Genomic DNA, 19,858 nt, shown 5'->3' on the forward strand with positions numbered 1-19,858 from the left:
GAATAAAACGTACCGGGAAAATTTAACGCTGCAGCAGGTGTTAAATTTTTTCTGTATATAGGGGATTGGTCAAATGGTATGATAGGAGTCTCCAAAACTTTTGGTGGGAGTTCGATTCTCTCATCCCCTGTTTGTTAGACGTCAGAAACCTTGTAAAACCAAGGGCTCTGGCGTTTTTTGTTTGTGAAAAAACAAAATCCGTAATAATTACGGAACGAAAATCAAGGAGCAATATACTTCATGTATGAACTTAAGAGACAGTTTTCTACTGTTGAATACAGAGAGAAAACACATGTGTATCAGACAGGAGGTATATGATATGATGTAGACAGGGTCCGCGGCATATGCCGTGGACTTTATTCTTTATGAGCAAATTTTAACGTAATATGTTAATATAGAAAAAGAATAGAGATGACTGAGGTTGAGGAACTATGAGAATAATACACTGTGCGGATATCCATCTTGATTCGGCCCTGAGTGCACATCTTGGAAGAGAAAGAGCCAGAGGCAGAAGAAATGAGATACTTAACACATTCAGGAAAATATTCGGGTATGCTGCAGAGAATGACGTGCAGGCGGTAATAATAGCGGGGGATCTCTTTGATTCAGAGACAGTGTCTGCCACGACGATAAATGTTGTTCTGGGGGAGATAGCAAAGTATGCTGACATAGATGTGTTCTATCTGAGGGGAAATCATGACCCGGATGAAAGCTTATTTGCGGGGCGGAGACTCCCAGAGAATCTGTATTTATTCGGAGATGAGTGGACGCAGTATCAGCTTAAGGGATCACATATAGTGATCGCGGGCGCTGTACTGAATGACGAAAACTGCAACAGCATATATGATGAACTCGAACTGGATGAGAACGATATAAATATTGTCACACTCCACGGACAGGAGCAGGAATATGGCAGGGCTCGCAACATGAATGATGTATGCCTGAAGAAACTCAGGGGAAGAGGCATAGATTATCTGGCACTGGGACATGTGCACGGAAGAAAGCTGGAAAGCCTTGATCACAGGGGATTCTACTGCTATCCGGGATGCCTGGAGGGCAGGGGCTTTGACGAGTGTGGTGAGCACGGCTTTATGGTGCTTGATGTGGATGAGAGGAGGCATACGGTTGAGACCGAATTTGTGCCATTTGCCTATAGAAGGCTGTTCGATGTGGAAGTGGACGTGACAGGGGCAGAGTCAAGCTCTGATGCGGCGGACATGATCGCAGACAGACTGTATCAGGAACTGCCGGGGACCATGGAAGATGAGTCAAGGGACATGGTGAGGGTATCACTCACAGGCGCGGTAAATGTTGAGAGCGAGATAAACACGGATTATCTGACTAAGCAGTTTCAGGATTCGTTCTACTATATGGAGATCTTGGATCACACGGATTTTCAGGTGGATTACATGAGGTATGTGAATGATGCGTCCCTCAAGGGCGAATTCGTGAGGAAGGTCATGAGGCAGGATATGAGTGAAAATGACAAGGCATATGTGATCCAGACAGGACTCAGGGCTCTTGCGGGCGAGGAGATATTTTAAGTATGAGATTGATATCTTGTTATATAGATGGATTTGGCAAATTGAATAACATGGAAGTCCAGTTCGAGGATGGGATAAATACATTTGTCCAGGATAATGGCTGGGGCAAGTCGACTCTTGCTGCTTTTATCCGGGTCATGCTGTATGGCTTCGACGGTGAGACGAAGAGAAATGACATTGAGAATGAAAGAAAAAGATATCGTCCGTGGTCGGGGGCTGCCTATGGCGGAGAACTGGTATTTGAGAGCAGGGGCAGAAACTACAGGGTTCAGAGGACATTTGGCGCGAAGAAGAGCGATGACAAATGCGTGATATACGACGAGGCGACTCATGCTGTGACAGGAATGTTCACGGATAAGCTTGGGGAGGAGCTGTTTCATGTGGATTCTGCGTCATTTGTGAGAAGTATGTACATAGGGCAGGATGACTGCCGGACCTGGGCGACGGATGGGATAAGTGCTAAGATTGGTAATATCGCTGACAGCACGGATGATATAAGCAATTATGAGAATGCCAGACAGATACTGAAGAATGTTATAAACAGGCAGTCGCCAACCAAGCGGACGGGGGAACTGTACAGGAGAAAATATGAGCTTGATGGGATGCGTGAGCAGGTCAGGGAGCTTGATGGAATAGACAGAAGTATAAATGAGCTGAATAAAAATATCCGTGAGATAGAAATGCAGAATCAGAACCGGATGAGGCGGCAGAGACAGAAAGCCGTTGTAAAGCATGAACCGTTGAAGCCGGAATCAGCGAAGCCAGAGGCAGATAATGCAGAAAAACTAGAAGGCATTGGAAGTAGCGTAAATAATAAAAAACGTGGCAGTAAATATATCATGACAGGATTTTGTGCGTTGATCGCAGCACTTTTATCTCTGGGAATGTGGAAATTTATGCTTGGAATAGAAGAACCTGACGATATGGCTATGATTATATTTGTTGTATGTTCAGGTATGTTTTGTGTACTCGGAATCTACTACATTATACGCGGGATAAATGAAAAGATCAGGCACAGGAAGAATAAGGTGGAAGAGCCGGGGGATGCCGCTGATGATACCAGATCGGACGGATCAGATGATATATATACAGCCGATGACGAATCCGATATGGATGAGGAGATGTCGGTCTATATGGCAGAAAACATGAGACTTGGCGAGTATGCCAGGGAACTGGCGGAGCTCAAGCTTCGAAGACAGGAGATAGCTGCTGTGAAGGCATCGTTGGCGGATAAGAAAAAGGCTTTGGAAGACGATCTGCACAGATACGAGCTCAACGTAAAGGCGTACGAGCTGCTGGGGGAGGCCAGGGATACATTTGCAGTGGGGCATTCGGTGCCGGTCATGGAGGCATTTGACAGGTATTATGAGTGCGTTACAGGAGAGCATGCAGGAAATGTACAGGCGGCCCCGGATATGACAATCAGGTACAGAGAGCAGGGAATGTACAGGGATTCTCAGACCTTGAGCTCGGGACTGGCGGATATCCTCGGAGTGTGTGTAAGAGTTGCAATAGTGGACAGCATGTATCAGGATGAAAAGCCGATGCTCATAATGGATGATCCATTTGTCAATCTTGATGACAGAAATATGGCGGGGGCGAAGAAATTTGTGGGGAAAATATCGGAAAAATATCAAATATTGTATTTTACATGCAGCCAAAATCGTGTACTATAGATACATAATAAATACTCAGGAGGAAGTATGTTGCGAACAATAAGGAAGGGATTGTATAAGTCGAATAACGTAAGATTTCTTGCTCTGCTCATCGCTGTGGCATTTGTTCTGCTGACGGAGATGGCGTGTGTGGGGAACATGACGGCCAAAGCGGAGACTGCAGGGGATGTGGCTGCATCTGTATATGCGGATACGGAGGCTCCGGGGGTGGCGACGCCTACCAGCGTGGTGGAGAAAACAGCACTTAAGATGAACAGCAGTACATACGTGTTTACGAACTCCACCGATGGCATGTTCAGACTCAGCTTTGCGGAGGGCGAGAGTTACTTCATTGGTTCAGGTGAGGACAGTGATACACTTATCACATATGCACTGATAAGATATAACTCCAAGTTTTATCTTGTCGCAGCGGATGACAGCGATGCAAATGTGCAGTATAACGGAAGCTACACAGACACCAGCTTTGAGATGCTGAAGTCAGCGAATTATAATTCTTCAAGCAGATATGTCAACATGAGCGTTAAGAGCGGCAATACCATAGAGCTCAAAAAGTTTACATTTGCCAGGGACTATTCTGTAGCTCTGACAGGATATTACAATGGAGTGTATTATAGCGAGGGCAGTCCGGCGACAGGACTGTTCACAAGATCCGGGTACTGTGATTACTTTGTGAGTGGCAAGGCTGTTGTGGGAGATGGCTGGTACAAATATGGCAGCAGTTCACCGGCAGGGGAGCTTGTTGACGCGGATATATCCGGAAGCATGTCTGGAAATGATGTGAAGTATATCCAGCTTTTTGATGGGCATGTTGTGAGCGCTTATCACGGCAATTATTTCTACAGCTATAATGGAACAGTCAGGATCACCGTCAAGAATAAGGCGGTCATGGTAAATAATATAAAAGTCCTGTTTGACAAGAATGGAAATGCGTACAAGGGACTCAGAACAGAAAATTCCAGAGTGTACTACTACGAAGCGGGTATTCCGGTCAAGAACGTGGTGAAGCAGTTTGGAGAAGACTATTATTACTTTGGAAGTGACGGCGCTGCGGTGAGATCGACCTGGATCACATCAGGAAACTGCGTGTATTATTTTGCGGTGGACGGCAAGGCAGTAAGGCGGATGCAGTCGGGAAGACTGTACCAGTATTCGTCGGGGAAATGGACCAGTACGGCAACCGGTGTATACGAGGTAAACAGAAGATATTATTACTTTGTGAACGGTGCGAAGAGCAACGTCACGAAGTGGTATGAGATCTCAAGGGATAAGAAGTATTACATAAGAAACGGAGAGGCAACCTATTTTGTACAGGTGGACGGCATAAGATACAGATGTCAGAAGGTGGCGAGCGAGGGCGGCTGGACGGCTGCGGTGAATGCGTGGATACCTTCATTTGGACATGTTGTGCTCCACACGGACAGCACGGGAATATCTGATGCGATATATTACAGATCGACACATACTGTATCGGGATATGCAGACACGTACAGAGTATTCTCGAATAACAGATGGATAGTAAAGAAGAATTCTGTGGTGAGACTGCAGGACAACTGCAGTTACTTTGGTAAAACAGGTAAGGCTGTCAGAACAAAGGGCTGGCAGACGATTAGTGATTACAGTGCGGCTTATGTAGGCGATGAGGGAACTGTAACTGAATATGTGTATTATGACGAGAGTACAGGATATTCCGAGTACAGAAGTGGCAAGCTGCTCAACGACAAGTCTGAGGGTCTTAAGAACGCCAAGATCAACAACAAGAAGGTGTATTATTTCAGCGATGCAAATGGACGCTGCAGTAAACTCACGAAGATAGTAGTGGGTGATGTGGAGTATGAATTTGACAGTTGGGGAAGATGCTTCAAGACAGATTCGATAAGCTGGGATTTTGATGAATGGATGAAGAGGGTTGTCAATGAATATCTGGGCAAGACAGGAATCTACTGCAATGTATTTGTGGCAAATGCGCTTAGATACGCAGGCAGCAGCACTCCGGGAAGTGATATGTCAGTCAAGTACACTGACTTTGCAAATGGCGGATTCGTGATCAGTTCATCAAATATATGCTCAGACTGGGCACTCCGCAAGGTCATCGCCAAGGCGATTCTGGCGCAGAATGGAAGCTGGGGTGAGGCGACGGATTACGAGCTCACAGCGGACAGGGAGGACTTCTCATACGATGTGCTCCTGCCTGGTGATATAGTTGTCTACTATACGAATGGAGAGCCGACCCATGTCGGAATCTATTTTGGAAAGTTCTCTTCAGCGACTGCACTTAAGCAGTATCTGAGAAAGCTTGGAGTTCCGGCTTCGGCATGTGAGGCATATGTGCATGACTGGGGTTCTAACAGCGGAAATAAGCCTGAATACTGGATCATTCAGGGTGGAATGGGCAGCAGCGATCAGGTCTATATAAGCAATTCTGCATATGATCTGTCGGGACAGTATGCCATGAAGATAATTCATGTGAGACATTAGAATGTAGAGAGATTGACATAAATGTACAGGGAACTGTGCATGAGACATGTATGAACAATAGATGTACAGGAGACTGTGCATGATAACAAAGAAAACACCATATATGAATACGGTGAGTGGATACCTTATATGGATCCTCTTTGCTGTAGTCGTATATGGTGTTTTTGGTATTTGTTGATATAGTTAAGCCTGCAGGTTTGACATGAGCGATTCCGCCATCAGTCCTCCTCGGACAGTTCCTCCCATTTCGTGTAGAGCTCGTTGAGTTCTGTGTCGGCTTCGTTCCTCTGCTTTGTGAGGTCGTTCAGCAGACCGACATTTGTGGCGTTCTCAGGAAGAAGAAACTGTTCATCGATCTCTGCGATCCTGTTCTCAAGTTCCTCGATGGATGCCTCAAGCTTCTTCAGGTCATTTGCCTTCTTGCGCTGCCTTGCCGCCTCAGCTTTGCTTTCCTGCCATGAGAGCTTGGCCTGTGAGACAGCGGGAGCGGTCTGGGCCGGTGCGTCAGAGACTCCGCTTATTGGAGTGAATGGACTTACTAAATCTGTGGAATACGTTCTGTGGGTCTCGTAGTAATCGTAATTGCCTATATAGCTTGTGAGCTGTTTGTCCCTTAACTCGATGATCCTTGTGGCCGTCTGGTTGATGAAGTATCTGTCGTGGGATACATACAGGACAGTGCCGGTGTAGTTTCTTATGGCATTCTCCAGTATCTCTTTTGATGTGATATCCAGGTGGTTCGTCGGCTCATCCAGAATAAGAAAGTTGGCGGAAGAGAGCATCAGTTTGGCAAGGGACACACGTCCACGCTCGCCACCTGACAGATCCTGTATCCTCTTGAACACGTCCTCACCTGTGAAGAGGAATGCCGCAAGGACATTACGGATTCTGGTGTTGGACAGATCAGGGTAGGCGTCGCTTATCTCATCGAATATGGTGTTGGACATCGTGAGTACCTGATGTTCCTGATCGTAGTAACCGATCTTGACGCGTGATCCAAGTATGATAGCTCCGGCATCTTTGGATACAAGCCTGTTGATCATCTTCAGTATGGTTGTCTTTCCGGTTCCATTTCCACCTATCAGGGCGACGTGTTCGCCACGTTTGATATCCATATCTATTCCTGAGAACAGATTATTGTCGCCAAATGATTTGGAGAGTCCTTCGATCGTAAGAACATCCTCGCCGCTTAAGACATTTGGCTCAAGAGTGATCCTCATCTCGGATGCAACCTCGGTTGGTTTATCGAGACGTTCTATACGTGAGAGCATCTTCTCACGGCTCTCTGCACGTTTGATGGACTTCTCACGGTTGAACTGCTTGAGCTTCGTGATGACCTCCTCCTGATGCTTGATCTCCTGTTGCTGGTTGAGATATGCCTTCATCATGTTCTCACGGATCTCTGCACGCTTTTGTGCGAAGTAGGTGTAGTTGCCATTGTATACCTGGCTGTGGCCATTGTCGAGCTCGACTATCTTGGTCACGATCTTGTCGAGGAAATAACGGTCGTGGGAGACGATGATGACGCTTCCCTGGTAGGATGACAGGAAGCCCTCAAGCCATGAGATGGATTCCATGTCCAGATGGTTTGTCGGCTCATCGAGGATGATGATATCCGGCTTCACCATGAGTAGTCTGCCGAGTGCAAGTCTTGTCCTCTGGCCACCGGACAGAGAGTCCGTGTGGCGGTCATAATCCTCCTTGGAGAAACCTAGTCCTTTGAGAACTCCATTTGCCTCGCTCTCACAGCTATAGCCGTTCTTATATTCGAATTCGTGGGTGTAGCGGTTGTAGAGCTCCAGAGATCTCTCGAGCTCCTCACCGGTCTGTTCAGCCATGGTGTGTTCCAGTTCGCGCATCCTGTCCTGAAGCTCAAGGATAGGCTTTAGTGCATCCATCATGACACCGCGGACAGTAGTGTTGTAATTACTCTCCTGATACTGGGACAGATAGCCGATGGTCCTGTCCTTTGACACTATGACCTGACCGGAGTCAGCACTTTCCTCACCCATTATTATCTTGAGAAGAGTGGTCTTGCCGGCGCCGTTTATGCCGACTATAGCCATTTTCTCCTTTTCCTCAAGATGAAAAGAAATATTGTCCAATATAACATCTGTGCCAAATGCTTTGCAGATGTTCTGACAGTCTAAAATCATAATTTAACCTCTCATTTGTGTTCTAGCCTTTTAATTATATATACAAGCCTTTACTTTCGCAAGAAAATGGAGTGGATTTTATACTATAAGGGTGGAATTGCACTGTTTTTTATAAAATGTTCATATTATTTTAAGCAAAATACACAATTATTGTGATATACTAGATAAAGATATGCGTGGATATAGGAAAGACGCCGCAGGGCGGATTGATATATAATTACAGAAAAGGAATGATGGAATGGATTATAGCATCTATGACTATAATAGTGACGAGAAGCTTCTTCAGGAACAGGAGATAGAGGAGATCAACAATGTGAAGATGAGTCTGCTCAACACTCTTGTCACGAAGCTGAACAATGCGGGAATATATTTTAACAGTACATCGAGAATCAAGTCAGAATCGTCACTTCTGCACAAGCTGGAGACTGGTAAATACTCCATGCAGGAAGGTGGAAGAAAGATTCAGGATATCATAGGTATACGAATCAACCTGTTCTATCTGGAGGACATGGATATATGTGAGAAGATACTTGAGGAGACGTTTCTTCTGGACAATTGGTCCAAGACGAAGAATGAGGAGAACAAATTTGAGGCACAGAAATGTAACGGTGTGTTCAGGATACCGAGCAAATATCTGCGAAACATACCTGCAAGTGTGTGGAACAAGCCATTTGATCAGACATTTGAGGTACAGCTCAGGACGGTGCTCTTCGAGGGTTGGCATGAGATAGAGCATGAGATGAGATATAAGTATAAGCTGGGTTCTGATTCCAAGGAGACCGATCTGTGGACTGGACATGAGGATCTGTCCAGAGTCATGAACAGTATCATAGCCAATCTGGAGCTGTGCGACTGGTCTATCATGCAGATTTTCAACAGTATTCACGACTCACAGTACAAGGAGAAGAACTGGGAGAATGCCATAAGAAGCAAATACAGGCTCAGGATCACGCAGGATCCGCTTAAGCCTGAGCTCAGGGAATATCTGGACAACAATCCGGATATCGTGGCGCAGTTCCACACTGTGAGCAAGCGCGAACTGGTTGAGATACTGCTCAACAAGAAGTATCACAAGGAGCTGACTCCTGACAGAGTTATTTATCTGATCAACAAGGAGATAGTCCACAACGAGTATATATCAAGGCTGCTTGACAAGGAGCAGTTCGTTCCAGCGGTCAGACCAGAGGTGAAGACTGAGATAAAGCCTATGGTTCCGAATGTTGTGTACAGCCACAGGGTAGGAATACCTGCGGCGGGTTATGACAAGGCGTGTGAGATCATATACAAATGGGTCAGAGAGCACATCAGTATGGTGTTCCCACAGATGCCCGAGGAACTCACGAGTGTGGATTATTCCACCATAGGATATAAGGTATATATAACATATGAGGCCGGTGAGTTTCATATGGATTTCCAGCACATAAGCAATTCAGAGGCTGGTGTTATATGGCATGTGACAGTGGATATGGTGAGTGCCGGGGATATATATGATGTGAATGTGGAGAACATATGTGAGACCATCAACGTCAAGGAGAGAAGATACAGCAGGCCAAAGTTCATGAAGGATATGTTCAATCAGGTTGGCTTTGTAGACGCCGGGATAGTCATGGAGGAGGGATCAAGCCCTGAGGAGATCAGCTATGACAAGCTGAATGCGATTGTTGAGAGCCCTGACAGATATATGCCGATCATAGTCATAGTGAAGCCGGATGAGATACCGGACTGGGCGATAGACTGTGATGGATATATACTCAGAACGGATATGCTGAAGAAGACCCTCAACGGTTTGTGTCATGTATATCTGTGCAGTGGAGACTGCAAGAAGCGCTACGAGGAGGAGTACGGTAAGGAATCCGTGGATGGTGGAGTTATGATGTGGGAGAAGAACAGTAACTACCCGATATTCTACTCCATGGATATCATCAACCAGAGCTTCTTCGAGGAGGTAAACCACAGCATCAATGAGAATGTGGAGTACGAGAAATCTTTTAGATATTCGCTGAGAGAACAGGTTCACGATGAATATCTGAAATAACACAGAGGTAGGCAGACCATGAAGAAATGGTACAGGATAGCAGCCGTAGTGGTTGTCATGGTGGCTGTGATTGCTATGGTCATCATATCAGGCGTGAGACGGTCAGGTGAAAGTGAATATACAAGGAACACGATCACCATGGGAACGGCTGCGTCATTTACAGTGTATGGAAGCCATGGCAGTGAGAATATAGACGGGATGCTGAAGCTCATAGACAGCCTGGACAAGGATGTGCTGTCATGGCGCTCAGCGGACTCTGAGATATACAGGGTGAACACCACATATAAGCCTGATGAGGATATCACGGTGAGCAGCGAGCTTGCGGGTGTGCTGAAGCAGACGCTTGACATATCGAGGGCTCATGACAATCTGTTGGATATCACCATACGGCCTTTGGCGGATGTGTGGGGGATAGAAGATGGCAGGACAGAGATTCCATCACAGGCGGATATAGACAGTGCACTGAGGCTGGTGGATGTGTCAAAGGTAAGTGTGGATGGCGATACGTTAAGGATATCAGAGCCTGGTATGATGCTTGATCTGGGAGCAGTCGGCAAGGGATATGGCTGCGACATGGCAGCAGAGTATCTCAAGGGTACTGATGCGGCCGGTGCATGTGTGGCCCTGGGCGGAAGTATAGTTGTGTACGGAAGCAAGCCTGATGGTACAGCCTGGAAGGTCGGTGTCAAGGATCCGAGAGCCGGAGAGGGAACGACCATGGGTGTCATAAGCTTTGGCGATGGGGAGACGGCATTTGTATCCACATCGGGAGATTATGAAAAGTATTTTGAGCAGGATGGCAGGAGATACCACCACATACTTGATCCCCGGACAGGATATCCGGCATGGAATGGCACTATAGCGGCCACGGTAGTGTGTGATAACGGACTGACCAGTGATGCCTTGTCCACACTGTGCATGCTGATGGATAAGGATAAGGCTATGAAGACCATTCAGGAGTATGGTGCGGAGGCCGTCATCATAGATGAGGATAAGAATGTGTATGTCAGTGAAGGCCTGAAGGACCGATTCACCATAACGGCAGAAGACTATAAATTGGCAGAGTGATGTGAAGATATGGCAGGATGGTTTAGAAAAAAAGATCTGATATTGTGTGGAGTCCTTTTAGTAGCGGGAATTATATGCTGGCTTGTCATGCGGCTTGTGCTTCCGACGGGCAATACCGCGGATGTGTATATAGATGACAAACTGGTGCAGAACATAGACATGACAGTCAACGATACCTATGAGTTCAACACGGACAGGGGCAGCAACACTGTTGTGGTTGAATCTGGGAAGATCAGTGTCGGTGATGCGGACTGCCCGGATAAGGTGTGTGTGAATATGGGCTGGAAGAGCAGGAGAGGAGAGACTATAACCTGTCTTCCGCACAAGCTTGTCATAGAGATACAAGGTGGCAGGGAAAGAGATATAGATGTGCAGTAGAGATAAAAATGATCAGAAAAGTTCAGAGACGGCGGTGGATAGAATGCATGGCTGGAGTACAAAAAGGATCACATACACAGGTATGTTCGTGGCCATAGCCATGGTATTTTCCTATCTTGAATCCATGATCCCGGTGAATATAGCTGTTCCGGGAATCAAGCTGGGACTTGCAAATATGGTCACCATAGTTGTCATGTACAGGCTGAGGATATCAGATGCGTGGATAGTGTCACTGGTGAGAGTGGTGCTGTCGTCGCTGTTGTTTGGCAATATGACGGTTATGGTATACAGCATGGCGGGAGCGGTGTTGTCACTTCTGGTCATGACGCTTTGCAGGAAAAAGGATCTGTTTGGTCTCCTTGGAACGAGCATACTAGGCGGAGTGAGCCACAACGCAGGGCAAATAGCAATGGCAGCACTTCTCATGAAGAGTGGCAATATCATGTTGTATATGCCGGTGCTGTGCATATCGGGAACTATAGCCGGTGTGTGCATAGGCCTGGCGGGAACCATGCTTGTCAGAAAGCTTCCGTCCATAGAATATTAGAATGATATCCGAATGAATTTATAAATGATCACATGTAAGATACAGAAAAGACATAAGTGTCTATATCTTATATGTGATCGTTTTTTATGCGGATAAGCAGAAGAATTTCCATATTTTAAAATGATAATATATCCCCATTTAGGTTGTTTTTGAGGGCTTAAAGCGTTATTATATAGGGAGATTTTTTAATGAAAATATATAAGGAAAAGAGGTAGAACATGGGTTTGTTAACATTTCTGGGCGGAATTCATCCATATGAAGGCAAAGAATTGTCAATGGAAAAGCCTGTCAGAGAATACCTTCCAAAAGGTGACTGCGTGTACCCGCTGAGTCAGCATATAGGGGCACCGGCCACACCTATAGTGAAGAAGGGCGACAGAGTCCTGGTTGGTCAGAAGATTGCGGAGACCAGTGGCTTCGTGTCAGCAAATATACATTCATCCATATCGGGAAAGGTCAAGGCAATCGAGCCGAGATATGTGCCTGGTGGATCAAAGGTTGAATCAATAGTTGTAGAGAATGATGGCCTGTTTGAGGAGATCGACTTTGCAGCAAATGTAAAAGATCTGTCCACTCTGTATAGAGAGGATGTGAAGGAGATCATAAAGGAGGCCGGAATAGTAGGAATGGGCGGCGCCGGTTTCCCTGCAAATGTCAAGCTGTCCCCGAAGAACGAGGATGCGATCGACTACATAATAGTAAATGGCGCAGAGTGTGAGCCATATCTTACTTCGGATTACAGAAGGATGATGGAGGAACCGGACAAGCTGATACTGGGACTTGAGATATGTATCAATCTGTTTGATCATGCAAAGGGAATCATCGCCATAGAGGATAATAAGCCAGAGGCAATAGAACTTCTCAGGGATAAGGTAAAGGACAATGACAAGATCGAAGTCCATGTGATGAAGACCAAGTACCCTCAGGGTGCCGAGCGTCAGCTCATATATGCTAACACTGGAAGATATGTCAACTCCAAGATGCTTCCAGCGGATGCTGGATGTATAGTTCACAATGTTGATACCATCGTGTCCATATATGAGGCAGTTATAGAGGGAAGACCACTCTACACAAGGATAGTCACCATAACAGGTGATGCCATAGAGAATCCATGCAATCTTATGGTGAGGATAGGAACAAACTGTCAGGAGCTTATAGAGGCTGCAGGTGGATTTAAGGATGGTGTGGTTCCTGAGAAGGTGATCTCAGGCGGTCCTATGATGGGAAAGGCACTTTTCTCATTGGATGTTCCTGCAACCAAGGGAGTGTCGGCACTGCTGTGTATGACACATGACGAGGTGGCAGACCTTGAACCGAGCAACTGTATCAGATGCGGACGCTGTGTTGATGTGTGTCCGGGACGTATTGTTCCTTCGATGCTTGCTTCACTGGCTGAGCATGGGGATACAGAGGGATTCCTTGCTCACAACGGAATGGAGTGTTGTGAGTGTGGATGCTGTTCGTATGTGTGTCCGGCGAAGAGACATCTGACACAGACCATTGCGGGAACAAGAAAATCCATCATTGCGAATAAAAAGAAGTAGGAGGTGTACACATTGGATAATACATTTAAGATTTCGTCATCTCCACATGTCAGAGATAAACGAAGTACACAGAGCATTATGCTGGATGTGATCATTGCTTTGCTTCCGGCAACCGTATTTGGAATCATCAACTTCGAGCTGAACGCTATGATACTTATACTCACATGCGTGGTCTCATGCGTGCTGTTTGAGTGGCTGTACCAGAAGATGATGAACAGAAAAGTAACCATAGGCGATCTCAGTGCAGTTGTAACAGGACTTCTTCTTGCACTGAACCTCTCACCGGATGTACCGGTGTGGATGGCGATACTCGGAAGTGCATTTGCCATTATAATAGTTAAACAGCTCTTTGGAGGACTGGGATTCAACTTCATGAATCCAGCGCTGGGCGCAAGATGTTTCCTTCTCATATCATTTGCAGGAAGAATGACATCATTCTCGTATGATGGTGTGACAACTGCTACACCTCTTGCAGTACTCAAGAACACAGGGGATCTGGCAAATGTCAATGTACTCAATATGTTTCTTGGAAATATACCGGGAACCATAGGTGAGACATCAGTTGTATGTTTACTTGTTGGTGCGGCTTATCTTCTGATCAGAAGAGTTATAAAGCCGGTTATTCCATTTACATATATAGGAACATTTGCGGTGCTCATTATGATATATGCGGTTGCATCGGGTAGAGGTTTTGATCTTACATTCCTCGCAGCACACCTGTGCGGTGGTGGTCTGATGCTTGGAGCATTCTTTATGGCAACTGACTATGTTACATCACCTATCACACCTGCGGGTAAGGTTGTGTTTGGTGTGATACTTGGTATACTTACATTCTGTTTCAGAATATACGGAGGATCAGCAGAGGGCGTATCATATGCAATCATATTCTCCAACCTGCTTGTGCCACTCATTGAGAGATGGACACAGCCGAAGAGCTTCGGAGAGGGCGCAGAGCTTGCAGCCCAGGGTGACACAGCCGGAACAAAGTCTAAGATGGATACAAAGTCGATTGTTATAGCAACTATAGCAATCATGATAATCACAGTCATAGCAGGATTTGCACTGGCTTATGTATATAAGATCACAAAGGATCCTATAGCAGTTACAGAGCAGAAAGCAAAGGAAGAGGCATATAAGGCGGTATTCGATGATGCGGATTCGTTTGACAGCTATGCTGACTTTGATGCCGATGCGGCTGCAAAAATCCTGTCAGATGCCGTATATAACGCAGATATAGATGAGATCGTGGAAGCAAAGGGCAGCGATGGTTCAGCACTTGGATATGTTGTGACTGTCACATCACATGAGGCGTATAGTGGAGACCTTCAGCTTGCCATGGGAGTCAGAGCGGATGGAACGACAAATGGAATTTCATTCCTGTCACTCTCAGAGACTGCAGGACTTGGTATGGAGGCTGACACAGACAGCTTCAAGTCGCAGTTTGCAGGCAAGAAGGTCGATAAGTTCCAGTACACCAAGTCAGGTGCCACAGTGGACGAGGAGATAGATGCCCTGTCAGGAGCTACCATCACAACAAATGCGGTTACCAATGCGGTGAATGCGGGACTTGAGTATGTGAAGTCCATAAATGGCGGTGCTGCTGATTCATCTGCAGCGTCGAACGGAGGTGACAAGTAATGGGAAAATGTACAGAGCGTTTATATAATGGTATTGTGAAAGAGAACCCGACCTTCGTACAGATGCTTGGAATGTGTCCGACACTTGCGGTTACATCATCAGCCATCAATGGCGCAGGAATGGGACTTACGACCACATGTATCCTGGTGCTCAGCAACTTCATGATCTCAGCACTCAGAAAGGTTATACCTGATAAGGTCAGAATACCATCATTTATAGTTATCATAGCTTCGTTTGTTACTATCATACAGTTTCTGCTGCAGGCGTACCTGCCATCACTCAACAGCAGCCTTGGACTGTATATACCACTTATAGTTGTAAACTGTATCATCCTTGGTCGTGCCGAGGCATATGCTTCCAAGAACAAGGTACTTCCATCTATATTTGATGGACTTGGAATGGGCCTTGGATTTACAGTTGGCCTTACACTTATAGGAATGTTCAGAGAGCTTGTCGGAAAGGGCTGTGTATTTGGATTCCAGATACTTGGAGATGGCAACTTACTTCAGAACTCATCGGGAATTATAAAGGGTATAGGCAATGCACTCAGCCTGTACACACCTATAACAATATTCGTACTTGCACCTGGTGCATTCTTCGTGCTTGCATTCATCATAGCATTTATCAACAAGAGAAATGCAAAGAAGGCAGCCGAGGCACTGGCAAATGGAGAGGAGATCCCGGCAGCATGCAGATCGGACTCATGTGCAGGCTGTATCAATGCAGCATGTTGTGGCAAGCTGGTTTCAGAGACTCCGGCTCCTGTAAAGGCAGCAGAGGCTCCGGCGAAACCTTCAGCGGATGCAAAACAGGTTAAGAAGCAGGAAGAGACACCTGCAGCGGCAGATAAGGATGCAGCAAAGAATACAGCGCCAGAGGCTGACAAGCCAGATGAGGCGAAGAAGGATGAGCCAAGACTCAGCCCATATGCACCGACCAGAGAGTCAGTCCTCGCCGACATAAAGCTTGTTCCGAATGCGACAGGAAAGATGCTTAAGGAGCATGCTGAGGAAGTTCAGCAGGAAAAGACGCCAGATGAGGAGCAGCAGACTGTTACAGAGACTCAGTCAGACAGTCAGGACAATCTCCAGAATGAGAAGTCAACAGAGCAGCCAGCCGCAGAACAGGAAGTAGCAGACAAAGTGGCAGCAGAGCAGCCATCAACGGATCAGCCGACGGAAGCAGAGCAGCCAGAACACTCTGCAGAGAACGAGCCAGCAGATTCCGACATAAAGCTCAAGGAGACAATGGCTCATATAAAGAAGAAAAAAGGAAAGGGAGGTAAGAGATAATGAATATTTTATTGTTAGCCATCGGAGCGGCACTTGTAAATAATGTTATCCTCAGCCAGTTCCTCGGACTGTGTCCTTTCCTTGGAGTGTCCAAGAGTGTCAACACAGCAACCGGAATGGGAGCAGCGGTTGTGTTCGTCATGACCATAGCTTCATTTGTCACCAGCGTTGTGTATTACGGCATACTGAGAAGATTCGGACTTGAGTACCTCAACACCATAGTGTTCATCCTTGTGATCGCAGCACTTGTACAGTTTGTTGAGATGTTCCTCAAGAAGAAGGTCAAGTCATTGTATGAATCACTTGGAGTTTACCTTCCACTGATCACGACCAACTGTGCCGTGCTTGGTATCGCTCTCTCAAATGTACAGAGCGGTTACGGTATACTTGAGAGTACCATCAACGGATGTGGCTCTGCAGTCGGATTTACTATAGCCATAGTGATACTTGCAGGAATCAGAGAGAGACTTGAGCACAGCCCTATACCTGAGGCGTTCAAGGGAACCCCTATAGTTCTCATCACATCAGGTCTTATGGCGATCGCGTTCTTCGGTTTCTCAGGATTGATATAAGGAGGGTGCGGATATGACAGGAATATTGATAGCTGTGGCAGTCGTCGCAGGCGTAGGTATTGTGATAGGTATCCTTCTGGGTGTCGCAGGAGAGAAATTTAAGGTAGAAGTAGATGAGAAAGAAATAGCAGTAAGAGAGCTCCTTCCGGGAAATAACTGCGGTGGATGTGGTTATCCGGGATGTGACGGACTGGCAGCGGCCATCGCCAAAGGTGAGATGCCGCCATCAGCGTGTCCTGTTGGAGGCGAGGCAGTGGCAGCGAAGATCAGTGAGGTCATGGGCGTGGAAAACGCTGAAAATACAAGGTATGTGGCATTTGTCAAGTGTGCAGGAGACTGCGAGAAGGCGAAGGATGTATACGAGTATGTTGGACCAAGGGACTGTAAGCTGGCACAGAACAATCCAAACAGCGGTCCTAAGGCATGTACATATGGATGTACAGGTTATGGCTCATGTAAGGCAGTATGTGAGTTCGGGGCTATTGACATTATAGATGGAATTGCGGTAATTAATAAGGAGAAGTGTAAGGCATGCGGCAAATGTGTCACAGAGTGCCCGAGACACTTGATAGAGCTGGTTCCATATGATGCAGAGAGACTTGTCAGATGTAATTCCCATGACAAGGGTCTTCAGGTCAAGGCAGCCTGCAGCGCAGGATGTATCGGATGTACACTGTGTGCAAGGAACTGTGAGGCTGGAGCCATCACGATAGACAGAAACCTTGCTCACATAGATCCGGAGAAGTGTACAAATTGTGGTGCATGTAAGGCCAAGTGCCCAGTAAAGATAATATCGTAAGAAGGTCCCGCCGAAGGTGGGAGATATAAGGAGAAAATTATATGAGATGCCCATTTTGCTCAGCAGATGATACAAAGGTTATCGATTCCAGACCAGCGGAGGATGGAAGTGCGATCAGAAGAAGAAGACAGTGTGACGCCTGTGGTAAGAGATTTACCACATATGAGAAGGTGGAGACCATACCTCTCATAGTCATCAAGAAGGACAAGAACAGAGAGACTTATGACCGTTCCAAGATAGAGTCAGGTGTCATAAAGTCATGCCATAAGCGTCCGGTTTCAGCGGAAGCAGTCACAAAGTGCATAGATGACATAGAGAACACCATCTTCAACATGGAAGTGAGAGAGATAGAGAGCACGACCATAGGTGAGATAGTCATGGATAAGATCAAGGATCTTGATCAGGTAGCCTATGTAAGATTTGCATCAGTGTACAGAGAGTTCAAGGATGTGAATACATTTATGGATGAGCTGGGCAAGCTGCTCACCAGCAATTCGGAGAAGCGATGATAGAGACATACAACACGATATTACAGGAGGGGCAGGACGAGATAGTCGAGAAGAAATCACGATTCATCGGCTATGCAGTCCCTGTGTCCTCGGAGGAAGAGGCATATGCCTTTGTCGAGAAGATCAGGAAGCAGCACTATGATGCAAGGCACAACTGCTATGCATTTGCCATAGGCAGCGAGAATACATTGCTAAGATTCTCTGATGACGGAGAACCGCAGGGAACGGCTGGAAAACCCATCCTGGAGGTTATCACGGGGAATGCGGTGGTTAATATATGTATAGTGGTCACAAGGTATTTTGGTGGAACACTGCTCGGAACAGGTGGTCTTGTGAGAGCATACACCGAGGCAGCCAAGCTTGCACTGTCTGATGCGGGTATACATAAGATGCAGCTTATGAAGCTGGTGAAGATAACCACGAACTACAACGATTCGGGTAAGGTACAATATCTTCTCAGCAACAGTGATGCACTGATAGACAGTACGGATTACACTGCAGATGTGTGCTTCAATGTGGCGGTGCCGGCTGACAGCTATGGATGTCTGGTAAAGCAGATCACAGAGTCTACATCTGCGAGAGCATTGATAGAAGACTCAGGAGAAGAGTACAGATGATGATGAATGGCAGAGCTATAGTAAATATCTTATAGCGCCTGAATATCACTCTGAATATAAGTGCAACAGCAAGGCTGATGACTGACACTGCGGCGATATGCAGCAGGACATTGAGACAGCCATTGGTGCCGGAATATATGATCAAGGATATAAAGCTGATAATGGCAGCGGGAATAATTCCCGCTGCTATATTTTCTACACAGAATCCGGCTTTTTTTCTGGAGGAGAGGATAGAGTAAGCCCCACAGTCCAGATCCCGGAGATAGTTATGAAGTCCCAGGAGAGAACATACGAACAAAGTTATGTAAACCAATATTCCCACAGGAAAATTGTTTGGCGCAATATCTGTCGATGCCGTGTATTTTCCGGTGAGTCCGCTCTCGATTGTGAAAATGTCCTCATTTTCGATATATCCCTTAAATCTATCACTGATGTATTCTGACATCTGGGTCTCGTCGTATGGGACATTTGCCAGATAACGATCCTGGAGCATACATACAGACATGTCTGCCGCATATGCATACAGGAGGGCGGCATACACGGATTCTTCGGACACAGACTGGAATGAGCTTCCATCGGTTGTATACACGGTTATGTGGCGCTTCCCGTCAGAGTGGATCATTGATTCACTGAAACCATCAGGAACCATGTACGCGGAGTCGATCCTGCCGGATGCTACATCATCCTTCATGTCTTTCAGGGATTCATAGTGCCTGAAGGTAAATCCCGTGGATGTCGATGTGAGATACGACAGGAATGCATCCGTGTGTTCGTCAGAACTTTCAATATACACGCCGGACACGATCTCGGTGCTTTGCTTTCTGGCTGGCAGAAAGCTCACAGCGATCAGCACAGCGGGGATGACCAGCAGAACGACGATCATGGCGGGACGGCACAGTATTCTCTTTATAAGTAAGTTTATCTGTCTTATATGGTTCATAGATGTATCTCCGTAAATTTATGATAAATATATGCACAGTGTCTGCACAAGCTTATTGAGCAGCGATC

At 46.4% G+C, this 19,858-nt stretch carries 15 protein-coding genes, 1 tRNA gene and 2 pseudogenes; 16 read left to right on the plus strand and 2 right to left on the minus strand.

All coding sequences use genetic code 11. From position 1 onward, the window contains the following. Positions 1 to 59 precede the first annotated feature (59 nt). The 4 genes from CCU_RS00005 to CCU_RS00020 all read left to right on the plus strand — a co-directional run bounded on the left by CCU_RS00005 (position 60) and on the right by CCU_RS00020 (position 5,695). A tRNA-Trp gene (locus CCU_RS00005) sits at positions 60 to 130 on the plus strand. A gap of 301 nt (positions 131 to 431) precedes the next feature. Further along, positions 432 to 1,544: a metallophosphoesterase family protein gene (locus tag CCU_RS00010; RefSeq protein ID WP_015533089.1), complete on the plus strand. Its 1,113-nt coding sequence runs from the start codon at positions 432 to 434 to the stop codon at positions 1,542 to 1,544. A 2-nt stretch (positions 1,545 to 1,546) separates the two neighbouring features. Then, complete coding sequence (locus CCU_RS00015) at positions 1,547 to 3,220, plus strand: ATP-binding protein (protein ID WP_015533090.1); 1,674 nt, start codon at positions 1,547 to 1,549, stop codon at positions 3,218 to 3,220. Between the two features lie 27 nt (positions 3,221 to 3,247). Continuing rightward, on the plus strand, positions 3,248 to 5,695 hold the full coding sequence (locus CCU_RS00020) for a hypothetical protein (protein WP_055273558.1): 2,448 nt from the start codon (positions 3,248 to 3,250) through the stop codon (positions 5,693 to 5,695). Positions 5,696 to 5,913: 218 nt separating this feature from the next. Here CCU_RS00020 and abc-f read toward each other — a convergent pair whose 3' ends face one another. Beyond that, positions 5,914 to 7,851, minus strand: a complete 1,938-nt coding sequence (gene abc-f / locus CCU_RS00025) for a ribosomal protection-like ABC-F family protein (RefSeq protein ID WP_015533092.1) — start codon at positions 7,849 to 7,851, stop codon at positions 5,914 to 5,916. Positions 7,852 to 8,089: 238 nt separating this feature from the next. On the opposite strand from abc-f, the gene CCU_RS00030 reads away from it, so the two are divergent. The 12 genes and pseudogenes from CCU_RS00030 (at position 8,090) to CCU_RS00080 (ending at position 18,850) form a co-directional block, all read left to right on the plus strand. Then, a complete protein-coding gene (locus tag CCU_RS00030; protein WP_015533093.1) occupies positions 8,090 to 9,886 on the plus strand; it encodes a hypothetical protein in 1,797 nt (598 codons plus the stop codon). 18 nt (positions 9,887 to 9,904) lie between these two features. Next, positions 9,905 to 10,954 (plus strand): FAD:protein FMN transferase, encoded by a 1,050-nt coding sequence (locus CCU_RS00035; protein WP_015533094.1) that lies wholly within the window; start codon positions 9,905 to 9,907, stop codon positions 10,952 to 10,954. A gap of 9 nt (positions 10,955 to 10,963) precedes the next feature. Next, on the plus strand, positions 10,964 to 11,332 hold the full coding sequence (locus CCU_RS00040) for a NusG domain II-containing protein (protein ID WP_015533095.1): 369 nt from the start codon (positions 10,964 to 10,966) through the stop codon (positions 11,330 to 11,332). Continuing rightward, positions 11,322 to 11,879 (plus strand): Gx transporter family protein, encoded by a 558-nt coding sequence (locus CCU_RS00045; protein ID WP_015533096.1) that lies wholly within the window; start codon positions 11,322 to 11,324, stop codon positions 11,877 to 11,879. Before CCU_RS00040 ends, CCU_RS00045 begins: the two co-directional genes overlap by 11 nt. Positions 11,880 to 12,097: 218 nt before the next feature. After that, positions 12,098 to 13,423 (plus strand): electron transport complex subunit RsxC, encoded by a 1,326-nt coding sequence (rsxC, locus tag CCU_RS00050; protein WP_015533097.1) that lies wholly within the window; start codon positions 12,098 to 12,100, stop codon positions 13,421 to 13,423. A 12-nt stretch (positions 13,424 to 13,435) separates the two neighbouring features. After that, a pseudogene (locus tag CCU_RS14625) lies at positions 13,436 to 14,368 on the plus strand (RnfABCDGE type electron transport complex subunit D); the annotation flags it as partial. Between the two features lie 87 nt (positions 14,369 to 14,455). After that, on the plus strand, positions 14,456 to 15,061 hold the full coding sequence (locus CCU_RS14630) for an FMN-binding protein (RefSeq protein WP_256364706.1): 606 nt from the start codon (positions 14,456 to 14,458) through the stop codon (positions 15,059 to 15,061). Then, positions 15,061 to 15,702, plus strand: a pseudogene (gene rsxE, locus CCU_RS14635) (electron transport complex subunit RsxE); the annotation flags it as partial. The gene CCU_RS14630 and the pseudogene rsxE, both read left to right, overlap by 1 nt. 650 nt (positions 15,703 to 16,352) lie before the next feature. After that, entirely contained in the window at positions 16,353 to 16,925 is a 573-nt protein-coding gene (locus CCU_RS00065; RefSeq protein WP_015533099.1) for an electron transport complex protein RnfA, read from the plus strand. A gap of 13 nt (positions 16,926 to 16,938) precedes the next feature. Beyond that, positions 16,939 to 17,724, plus strand: coding sequence for an RnfABCDGE type electron transport complex subunit B (locus CCU_RS00070; RefSeq protein WP_015533100.1), 786 nt, complete (start codon positions 16,939 to 16,941; stop codon positions 17,722 to 17,724). A 41-nt stretch (positions 17,725 to 17,765) separates the two neighbouring features. After that, on the plus strand, positions 17,766 to 18,233 hold the full coding sequence (gene nrdR / locus CCU_RS00075) for a transcriptional regulator NrdR (RefSeq protein WP_015533101.1): 468 nt from the start codon (positions 17,766 to 17,768) through the stop codon (positions 18,231 to 18,233). Further along, positions 18,230 to 18,850, plus strand: a complete 621-nt coding sequence (locus tag CCU_RS00080; RefSeq protein WP_015533102.1) for a YigZ family protein — start codon at positions 18,230 to 18,232, stop codon at positions 18,848 to 18,850. Before nrdR ends, CCU_RS00080 begins: the two co-directional genes overlap by 4 nt. Here CCU_RS00080 and CCU_RS00085 read toward each other — a convergent pair. Further along, a complete protein-coding gene (locus CCU_RS00085; RefSeq protein WP_015533103.1) occupies positions 18,801 to 19,790 on the minus strand; it encodes an ABC transporter permease in 990 nt (329 codons plus the stop codon). The two genes, CCU_RS00080 and CCU_RS00085, sit on opposite strands and share 50 nt — an antisense overlap. Between the last annotated feature and the right edge of the window lie 68 nt (positions 19,791 to 19,858).

This window comes from Coprococcus sp. ART55/1 (assembly GCF_000210595.1).
In the GTDB taxonomy this organism is placed as follows: domain Bacteria; phylum Bacillota; class Clostridia; order Lachnospirales; family Lachnospiraceae; genus Coprococcus; species Coprococcus aceti.

Coding starts and splice junctions, on each gene's coding strand:
- CCU_RS00010 (WP_015533089.1), top strand. CDS start 432: ATGAGAATAATACACTGTGCGGATATCCATCTTGATTCGGCCCTGAGT.
- CCU_RS00015 (WP_015533090.1), top strand. CDS start 1,547: ATGAGATTGATATCTTGTTATATAGATGGATTTGGCAAATTGAATAAC.
- CCU_RS00020 (WP_055273558.1), top strand. CDS start 3,248: ATGTTGCGAACAATAAGGAAGGGATTGTATAAGTCGAATAACGTAAGA.
- abc-f (WP_015533092.1), bottom strand. CDS start 7,851: ATGATTTTAGACTGTCAGAACATCTGCAAAGCATTTGGCACAGATGTT.
- CCU_RS00030 (WP_015533093.1), top strand. CDS start 8,090: ATGGATTATAGCATCTATGACTATAATAGTGACGAGAAGCTTCTTCAG.
- CCU_RS00035 (WP_015533094.1), top strand. CDS start 9,905: ATGAAGAAATGGTACAGGATAGCAGCCGTAGTGGTTGTCATGGTGGCT.
- CCU_RS00040 (WP_015533095.1), top strand. CDS start 10,964: ATGGCAGGATGGTTTAGAAAAAAAGATCTGATATTGTGTGGAGTCCTT.
- CCU_RS00045 (WP_015533096.1), top strand. CDS start 11,322: ATGTGCAGTAGAGATAAAAATGATCAGAAAAGTTCAGAGACGGCGGTG.
- rsxC (WP_015533097.1), top strand. CDS start 12,098: ATGGGTTTGTTAACATTTCTGGGCGGAATTCATCCATATGAAGGCAAA.
- CCU_RS14630 (WP_256364706.1), top strand. CDS start 14,456: ATGATAATCACAGTCATAGCAGGATTTGCACTGGCTTATGTATATAAG.
- CCU_RS00065 (WP_015533099.1), top strand. CDS start 16,353: ATGAATATTTTATTGTTAGCCATCGGAGCGGCACTTGTAAATAATGTT.
- CCU_RS00070 (WP_015533100.1), top strand. CDS start 16,939: ATGACAGGAATATTGATAGCTGTGGCAGTCGTCGCAGGCGTAGGTATT.
- nrdR (WP_015533101.1), top strand. CDS start 17,766: ATGAGATGCCCATTTTGCTCAGCAGATGATACAAAGGTTATCGATTCC.
- CCU_RS00080 (WP_015533102.1), top strand. CDS start 18,230: ATGATAGAGACATACAACACGATATTACAGGAGGGGCAGGACGAGATA.
- CCU_RS00085 (WP_015533103.1), bottom strand. CDS start 19,790: ATGAACCATATAAGACAGATAAACTTACTTATAAAGAGAATACTGTGC.